Source organism: Treponema sp. (genome assembly GCF_045657965.1).
Classification (GTDB): Bacteria; Spirochaetota; Spirochaetia; order Treponematales; family Treponemataceae; genus Treponema_D.
In genome coordinates this window covers 1-8,183 of record NZ_JAZOUG010000195.1, presented here as the reverse complement: position 1 = coordinate 8,183, position 8,183 = coordinate 1, and the positions used below count along the sequence as shown (strand labels likewise).

The following is an 8,183-nucleotide window of genomic DNA, read 5'->3' as shown; positions in this document are numbered from 1 at the left end:
GACATTTGTCTTCCTAAGACCGCTTGGCCTCCGACTTTAAAGCTTTAGAGGCGGGCTTTACTTCGTGGGATTTTGAACAGGAAGTTCTTAGTGCAAAAATTAATGGCCTGATAACCGGCGAAATTACAACTTATGGTGATTATTGTTCTGTTACAGCAAATCTTCGTATTTATCCGGGAGGTGAAGTACTGGGAACTGTAACAGAAGTTGGTCTTTTGAATGATCTTATGCCGCTGGCAGGTGAAATTGCACGTAATTTTGAAGCAAAAATTGCAAATGCACTGCCTGTTTTAATTGAATTTAATATCGAACCGAAAGAACTTCAGGAAAAAGCAAAGATTATGATAGACGGAATTGTGTTTTCCCTGAAAAAAAATGACGGAACTTTTGAAAACAGAATTGTAAAAGATTCTGGAATTCATCATATAAGCATTGAAGCTCCAGATTATGAAGATTTATCATTTACATATTCTTTTACAAATGAAAACCGTTTTTTTGTAAATGCAGAACTTGTTCCTAAGGTTCAGGGACTTTCTTCAATCAGATTAAAAAAATACAGAGACGGTGTTTTTCATACATATGGACTTCTACAGGCTCCTGTAACTCAGGAAAATCCTTATGCAAAAATCGAAGTTAATTCTAAAACAATTTTAGGTGTTTTTACGGTTCCAAAAGAAAATGAAGATGATTCTGCTTCAAGTAATATTGCTTTTTTCAGAATCCCCCAGAATTATGCTTTTGATGGAATGAATCTGGTTGTAAATGCAAAACCTTTTGACAGAGCAGCTAATATCGATAAACGAAGACGGTGGATGTATACTTCTTATACAGCTTTAATCTGTTCTCTGCCATTTACTTTTTATAATGTAGGACAGTTTACTTCTGAAAATTATGCTTACAGCCAGGGACGCGGAAATTATGATGATTTAGTAAAATATCAAAGCCGTTCTAATGTTTGTCTTGGAGTTACTGCGGCGTGTGGTGTATGGTTTGCAATTGAACTGGTGCGTTATCTGTGGTCTGCTGACAGGGTTCTGCCTGTAGATGCAAAAATTGATAAAAAAATGCCGACAGAAAAAATAAATTCTGATAAAATAATCGAAAATAATGAATTTTTAGTGGAGTAAAAATGTCGAAATTATCTTTTGCACAAAAATTTAAAAGTCTCTTTGCTTCAAAAAAAATAGATGAAGAATTTTTTGATGATTTAACTGATGCTCTTGTTGAAGGTGACATGGGAGCAAAAATGGCTTATGAAGTTGCCGAAGAACTTGATAAAAACTGTAAAAGCAAAAAAATTACTGAAGAAGAAGCTGTCAAAAATGAGTTGAAAAATATTCTTCTGCCGTTTGCCCGTTCCTGTGATTTTATTGTGGAGAAAGGAAAGGTAAACATTTATATGATGCTTGGTGTAAATGGAGTTGGAAAGACTACTACCTGTGCAAAAGTTGCCCGTTTTTTTAAGGAAAACGGCGAAAATGTTATTATGGCTGCAAGTGATACCTTCCGTGCAGCCGCAGAAGAACAGCTTGAAATGCACGGAGAAAAACTTGGTATAAGGGTAATTTCTCATCAGCATGGAAGTGATCCAAGTTCTGTTGTTTTTGATGCCGCAGAAAGCTGTCGTGCATCAGGCGGAGGTCTTATTATTGCTGATACTGCAGGCCGGCTTCACAATAAAGAAAATCTTGTTCGTGAACTCCAGAAAATTGACCGCATTGCAGGTCAAAAAGCCGATCCCGGCTGTTATAAAAAAATTCTTGTAATTGATGCTACCACCGGTCAGAATGCTTTAAGACAGGCAGAAGTTTTTAATGAAAGTGTAGGTGTAGATGCAGTTGTACTTACAAAGTATGATTCAACTGCACGCGGCGGCTGTGTATTTTCAATAGGAAAGGAACTTAAAATACCTGTGCTTTTTGTCTGTACCGGCGAAAAATATGAAGATATTCAGAAATTTAATCCTGAAAAGTATATTCAGGAATACCTGGAAAATTAAAAATTATTAATTGGAGAAGAAGACTATGAAAAAAAAATTATTTTTATTTACATTTTTTTGTCTGTCAGCACTGGCTTTTGCAGAAAAAGATGTGAAAGTTACTGTTGAGACAGAAAAGTTCAGAACTTTTTATGGAGATAAGATTTTTATTGCTCCAAATGATTCAGGCGTAAAAATTACAAAAGATAAAATCATATTTGAACCTCAAAAAGAAGGTGTTGAATATACAATTAACGGATATTTTAAAGGTCAGATTATAAACAAAACAAAAAATACAGTTTTAAAACTAAACAAGGTTTATCTTGAAAATTCTTCCGGTGAACCTGTGATTTATGGTGAAGCAAAAACTGAAATTTCTACCACAAAAGATACTAAAAATTATGTAGTTTCTTCCGGAAATCAGGATGCTCTGGCAAAATCGAAACCTGCTGCAATTCAATGTAAAAAAAATCTTGAACTTGGCGGAAGCGGTACACTTTATATAGTTGGAAATGTTTATCATGCAGTTAAGGCTGATGATGTAAAACTTAAAGGCAGCGGTGAATTTTATTTTCAGGGAACAAAAAAAGGCTCATGCATTAACTGCGAGAATCTGATTGTTGAAAAAGATAAAAAATTTAAGGCATATCTTGTAAATTCTAAAAATGCAGTTAAAGCGGATTTCACAATTAAAATCCAGTCCGGCAGTTTTTATATCTGGAATAATGAAACTGCTTTTAAAACAGATACTAAAAAAGACGATGGTCAGAAAAATCACTCGATTGCAATTACCGGCTCTGCTATGGTATTTACAACCCCGGATACTAATTTGTATGAAACAGAAAAAAATGCATACAAAGCGGATGGTGCTTCAATAAGTGAACAGCTTTTGAATTACGACAGACAACTGTAATTTTTTTCAGCATCATGCACAAAAAGTGTTTTTTTCTTGTTTTATTATTTTTTTCTCTTTTCAGTAATTTTATTTCTGCACGTAATTTATCATCTGATGAAAAAAAGGCACTGCATTATATTCAGAATTTTTGTTTTGAAATTACCCGCTATAATATGACAGGGCTTTCTTCACTTCCTGAAGCCAAAATATTCAACGGTATTTCTCAGAATGTTTCTTTAATTATGAAACGGTATAAGTATTCTGAAGAGTTAAAAAAATCTGTTTACATTTTTGAATATAATTTTCCTGAAAAAGCTGGAATTATTGACTGTACATTTTCAAGAGAAGATTTGTATTCTGTTTCTAATCCGGAAGAAAATTACGGGTGGATTGAACAGACTCTTATTTCTTTTTCTGCTTCAGAAACATCTGAATCTCAGTTATCTGGAATCCTGGACGGTGAAAAAATCCTGAAAATGCTGGAAAATAACGACAGCCGCGGAATTGAAACTGGTGATGATGGAAAATTAACCGAAGATATTCCACAGGAATTTTCGTACACAAAAAATGACGGTTCTTTAAGACGATTTTCTTATGACGGAGAGCAGTTTGCGCTTTATACCGGAAATGACGAATCTGTTCTGATTAACTCATATGGGGATAAATTAATCCGGAAAACTTATGATTCTTTGTACAGAATTCTTAAAAATGAGCAGTTTAAACTTGGAGATACCGCCAGAAAAATGGTTCTTACAAGTGAAATAGTTTATGAGTATTCAGAGAATGAAAAATACCCGCATAAAGCCGTAGAAGAACAGTTTTCTGATAAAAAAAGAATTGAAAAAATCTTTGATAAGAATGGAAAATTAATTACCTGTCTTGAAAGTCATTATAAAACTGATGAAAAAAATGAAAATGAGCAGATCTTATTAAATGATAAAAAGACAAGTTTTGTTTATGATGAAAATGGAAGACTCAAAGAAGAAGAAAATATTTTCTGGAAATATAAGATAAATTCTTTTTCAAAAACTATAACACAGGAACGGAAAACAAAAAATGTTTATGATTATTCTTCAGTAACTGAAGAAAACAGTCTGCCCCCAGATCTTAAATATTTTGAAGATGGTTCGCTGCATCTTGAACGGAAATATACGGATTCAACTCATTATTCCGAAAAAATGTATTTTGACAGTGGTTTTTCTGTAGAAGTTTTGTATGAGGACGGTATGAGAAAAACGGAAATTATTTATTTTAACGAAAAAGAGAGCAGGAGACGTGAATTTGAATATTAAAACGGCCCTTTCATGGATTTTTTTTGTATCGCGTCGTTTCGCAAAAGTAGACAGAAAAGGCTCTTCATCGCTTCCTTCCATTTTGTCTTCACTTGGAATCGGTTTTGGAGTTATGACATTGATTACAGTTGTAAGCGTAATGAACGGTTTTCAGCACAGTTTTATCGATGTCATTATGGAAATCAGCTCATATCACATCAGGGCAGAAAATGTTGAAAATACAAAAGCCTTTGAAGAATTCTGTATTTCAGATTCGAAGGTACGTTCGTTTACACCTTTTTATGAGGCTCAAAGTCTTGCCGTAGGAAGCAGTGGAAAAGAAGCTGCTGCAATGATAAAGGCTGTTCCTTCTTCAGTATATACTGATGATTCCGGTTTTAAGAATCATGTGAATATGATTGCCGGTTCCTTTGATTTGTCCTCATCTGACAGTATTGTATTAGGCTCTGAACTTTCGCGCAGATGCGGAGCTAGAACAGGAAGTAAAATCAATTTGTACGCTCTTTCCGGTGGAAGTGATGTTGATTTATTTTCACAGGACAGAATTTTTACTGTAACAGGCATTTTCCATACTGGTTATGCTGATATTAATGCGTCATTTGCTTTTATAAATCTTGAAGACGGTCAGAAATATTTTGGAAAGGAGGCGCACCTTATTTATGGAATTAAACTTTTTAATGAATCTGATGATGAAAAAGAAATAAGACGGATTTTGAAAGAATTTCCAGGGCTGAAGGCTGAATCATGGAAAAGTTATAACCGCTCATTTTTTGGTGCATTACAGGTTGAAAAAAATATGCTCATGTTCTTAGTTTTTTTGATTTTTGTAGTTGTTGCAATTAATATTTTTAATGGAATGAGACGTATGGTTTATGAAAAACGGGAAGAAATTTCAGTTTTAAGTGCATTTGGCGCAAGAAAAAGGGCAGTGCAGTCAATTTTTATAATGCAGGGCTTTTTGACTGGTTTTTTGGGCTCAGTTCCAGGTATGATTTTAGGAATTTTGATTTCTGTTAATATGGAAACTGTGTTTGTAGTAATCGCTAAAGTTTCTTATTATTTTTCATTGATTGTGACAAAAATTTTTAATCCGCAGAATGCAGAGCTTGTCAGGGAAAATCCTATGTTCTACCTTTATGCAAGCATACCACCAAAGATTTTTGCCAGTGAAGTTGTGATGATTTGTCTGTTTGGAATACTTTCTGCTCTGGTTGCAAGCTTTTTTGCAAGCAGGCATGTACTAAAAATGAATGTTATTGAGGTAATGAGAGATGAGTGAAATCATTGTGAGTGTAAAATCGCTGGAAAAAACATATAAAACTGAAGGTGAAAGCCTTACTATCCTTAAAGATTTGAATCTGGAAATTGAAAAAGGTAAAAAAGTTACGATTGTCGGAGAAAGCGGCAGCGGAAAAAGTACTTTTTTGAATATAATCGGTTCACTGGATAAAGCAACTTCAGGAGAAATAATTTGCGGTAATTTTAATCTTTCCCGTCTTGAAGAAGCTTCTCTTTCAAAATACAGGACTCATTTTTTAGGTTTGATTTTTCAGTTTCATTATCTTTTAAAAGATTTTACTGCTCTTGAAAATACTTTTTTGCCTGCTTTAATGGCAGGTCTTCCAAAGAAAGCTGCAATGGAAAAAGCAAGAAACCTTTTGTGTGATGTAGGTTTAGAAAACAGGCTTAATCATCTTCCTGGTAAGCTTTCAGGCGGAGAACGGCAGCGTGTTGCTGTAGCCCGTTCTCTTATAAATGACCCGCAGCTTATTCTTGCAGATGAACCGACTGGAAATCTCGATCCGCAGAATGCAAAAATGATCGGCGAACTGCTTTTTTCAATGGCAGAAAAATATGGAAAAACACTGCTTTTAGTTACTCATGACACCAACCTTGCTAAAAAAGGTGACATCTGTTATTCAATCGAAAATGGAATGCTTAAACCGGTAACATTATGACATTTTCTTCTTCTCTCATGTTTGCATATAGACTTTTATTTCCGCGCACAGGCAAAAAATCCAATGCCAGAAAAAGCCTTTTAGGTGCGCTTGTCTGCATAGGAATATCGTTAGTACCTTTGATTATGGTGCTTACTGTTTCTGAAGGAATGATTAAAGGTATTACTGAGCGGATGATTGGACTTTCTTCTTCACATTTACAGCTTGTTTTGTATCCAGATTCTGAATATGCTTCAAATCCAAAAAGCATGCAGGAATTTGCCTTTGCAATAAAGCAGTATGATAAATCTGTAAAAAATGTTTATCCTGAATTACAGGGGATAGCTCTTGCTTCTTCATTAAAAGGGCGGTTTGGTGCTCAAATCAGGGCGGTTCAAAGTGATATTTTTGAAAAAAATTCTTCTTTTACATCACTTTTTGAAATTCTGGACGGTTCAATTGATTTGTCGTCAAAGAATTCATGTGTTCTTGGAAAAAAACTTGCTTCAGATCTGGGAGTAAAGGCAGGGAATACAATAAGGCTGATAACGACAAAAGAAAATGCTTCGGGTAAAAAAATTCCAAAAATTACGCCGCTTAAAGTAAGTGCGGTTGTTTCAAGCGGTTATCAGGAACTTGATGCTTTGTGGCTTTTTGTTTCATTAGAGTCTGGATTTAATCTTATTTCTCAAAACTCCTGTACTGCATCCTTTGGAATAGAAACTTCCGGTGCCTTTTCAATCGAACTTGAAAAATCTTTCAGAACTCTTTCTCCATTTTTATCTGCTTTTGGCCGACTTTACCGGTGGAATGATTTGAATACCTCTCAATACGAAAATTTTGCTTCTACACAGATTATGCTGCTTCTGATAATGATGCTGATTGTACTGGTTGCCTGCGTAAATATTTCGAGTGCTTTAGTTATGCTTGTAATGGAACGTAAAAAAGAAACAGCAATTTTAAAAAGCCTTGGAGGTACGGCCGGTGGAATTTCTCTTTCTTTTATGATTACAGCTTTAGTTACAGGATTTTTAGGTGTGTGTTTCGGACTGCCGCTGGGGTTATTGTGTTCATTAAATTTCAGCAGTATCATGAATTTTATTGAAATGACAGTTAATTTTTTTGTAAAAATTTTTTATCTGATATGCGGAAATATTTCTGCTTATACACAAATTCATTTGCTTGATGAAGCATTTTATCTTCAGAATTTTTCGATAATTGTGCCGGTTCCTAAAATCATTTTGATTGCAGTTGTCACATTAATTATTTCAGTTTTAGTAAGTGTAATTCCTGCAATAAAAGCCGGCAAAGAAAAACCGATAGAAACCCTGCGGAAAATTTAAGATTATTTTTCTTGACAATTTTTATTTGCTAATTTATGTTATCTTACCATAACAAAAGTAATAAAAGGGTAAGATATGATGATAGATAAACGCCTTGTCAATTTTTCCGGTAAGGCAAAAAAATATGTTTATGCAGCAGTTTTGCTTCGTGCTGCAGGTCTTGTTTCAAGTACTGTTTTTATTTTCTGTGCTGGAAAAATAATAACTATTGCAAAAAACTCGAACAGTTTTGATTTTACAGCTTTTGTTTTTCCTTTAGGTTTAATGGCTTTATGCCTTTTAATCACAGTTTTTTCGAATCTGTTTGCTTCACGCCTTGCTTCTCTTTCTTCGGTAAAAGTAAAAATAGCTCTCCGCTCAAAAATTTATGAAAAACTTCTTTTTCTTGGTTCTGACTATTACGAAAAAACGACAACTGCAAAAATTATTCAGCTTGCAGTAGAAGGAGTAGAGCAGATTGAAACATGGTTCGCAGCATTTCTGCCACAGTTTTATTACAGTATGGCTGCATCTGTTTTTACTTTTGCCGTAATTGCTTTTTTGAACTTAAAAATGGCAATCGCACTTCTTTTATGCGTTCCCTTAATTCCGATTTCGATGGCCACAGTTCAGGGAATTGCAAAAAAAATACTCACGGCTTACTGGGCTCAGTATGCAAATCTTGCTGACAGTTTTCTTGAAAATCTTCAGGGCCTTACAACTCTCCAGATTTACGAAGCAGATGCATTTAAGGCAAAG

At 34.5% G+C, this 8,183-nt stretch carries 8 protein-coding genes; all 8 read left to right on the top strand.

Translation table 11 applies throughout. The features are described from left to right. Window positions 1-23 precede the first annotated feature (23 nt). Window positions 24-1,127, top strand: a complete 1,104-nt coding sequence (locus tag ACKI5B_RS07275) for a hypothetical protein (protein WP_407427292.1) — start codon at window positions 24-26, stop codon at window positions 1,125-1,127. A 2-nt stretch (window positions 1,128-1,129) separates the two neighbouring features. Next, window positions 1,130-1,999, top strand: a complete 870-nt coding sequence (gene ftsY / locus ACKI5B_RS07270; protein ID WP_407427290.1) for a signal recognition particle-docking protein FtsY — start codon at window positions 1,130-1,132, stop codon at window positions 1,997-1,999. Between the two features lie 25 nt (window positions 2,000-2,024). Next, complete coding sequence (locus ACKI5B_RS07265) at window positions 2,025-2,891, top strand: carbohydrate-binding domain-containing protein (RefSeq protein ID WP_407427288.1); 867 nt, start codon at window positions 2,025-2,027, stop codon at window positions 2,889-2,891. A gap of 14 nt (window positions 2,892-2,905) precedes the next feature. Continuing rightward, window positions 2,906-4,165, top strand: coding sequence for a hypothetical protein (locus tag ACKI5B_RS07260; RefSeq protein ID WP_407427286.1), 1,260 nt, complete (start codon window positions 2,906-2,908; stop codon window positions 4,163-4,165). Further along, on the top strand, window positions 4,155-5,444 hold the full coding sequence (locus ACKI5B_RS07255) for an FtsX-like permease family protein (RefSeq protein ID WP_407427284.1): 1,290 nt from the start codon (window positions 4,155-4,157) through the stop codon (window positions 5,442-5,444). The genes ACKI5B_RS07260 and ACKI5B_RS07255 overlap by 11 nt, the downstream gene beginning before the upstream one ends. Next, entirely contained in the window at window positions 5,437-6,123 is a 687-nt protein-coding gene (locus ACKI5B_RS07250; protein WP_407427282.1) for an ABC transporter ATP-binding protein, read from the top strand. The genes ACKI5B_RS07255 and ACKI5B_RS07250 overlap by 8 nt, the downstream gene beginning before the upstream one ends. Continuing rightward, a complete protein-coding gene (locus tag ACKI5B_RS07245; protein ID WP_407427280.1) occupies window positions 6,120-7,445 on the top strand; it encodes an ABC transporter permease in 1,326 nt (441 codons plus the stop codon). Before ACKI5B_RS07250 ends, ACKI5B_RS07245 begins: the two co-directional genes overlap by 4 nt. Window positions 7,446-7,520: 75 nt before the next feature. Further along, window positions 7,521-8,183, top strand: a 663-nt coding sequence (locus ACKI5B_RS07240) for an ABC transporter transmembrane domain-containing protein (protein WP_407427278.1), incomplete at its 3' end; no start/stop codon positions are given.

Bases quoted from the DNA above. Each gene is read 5' to 3' on its own strand.
- ftsY (WP_407427290.1), top strand. From the start codon at position 1,130: ATGTCGAAATTATCTTTTGCACAAAAATTTAAAAGTCTCTTTGCTTCA.
- ACKI5B_RS07265 (WP_407427288.1), top strand. From the start codon at position 2,025: ATGAAAAAAAAATTATTTTTATTTACATTTTTTTGTCTGTCAGCACTG.
- ACKI5B_RS07260 (WP_407427286.1), top strand. From the start codon at position 2,906: ATGCACAAAAAGTGTTTTTTTCTTGTTTTATTATTTTTTTCTCTTTTC.
- ACKI5B_RS07250 (WP_407427282.1), top strand. From the start codon at position 5,437: ATGAGTGAAATCATTGTGAGTGTAAAATCGCTGGAAAAAACATATAAA.
- ACKI5B_RS07245 (WP_407427280.1), top strand. From the start codon at position 6,120: ATGACATTTTCTTCTTCTCTCATGTTTGCATATAGACTTTTATTTCCG.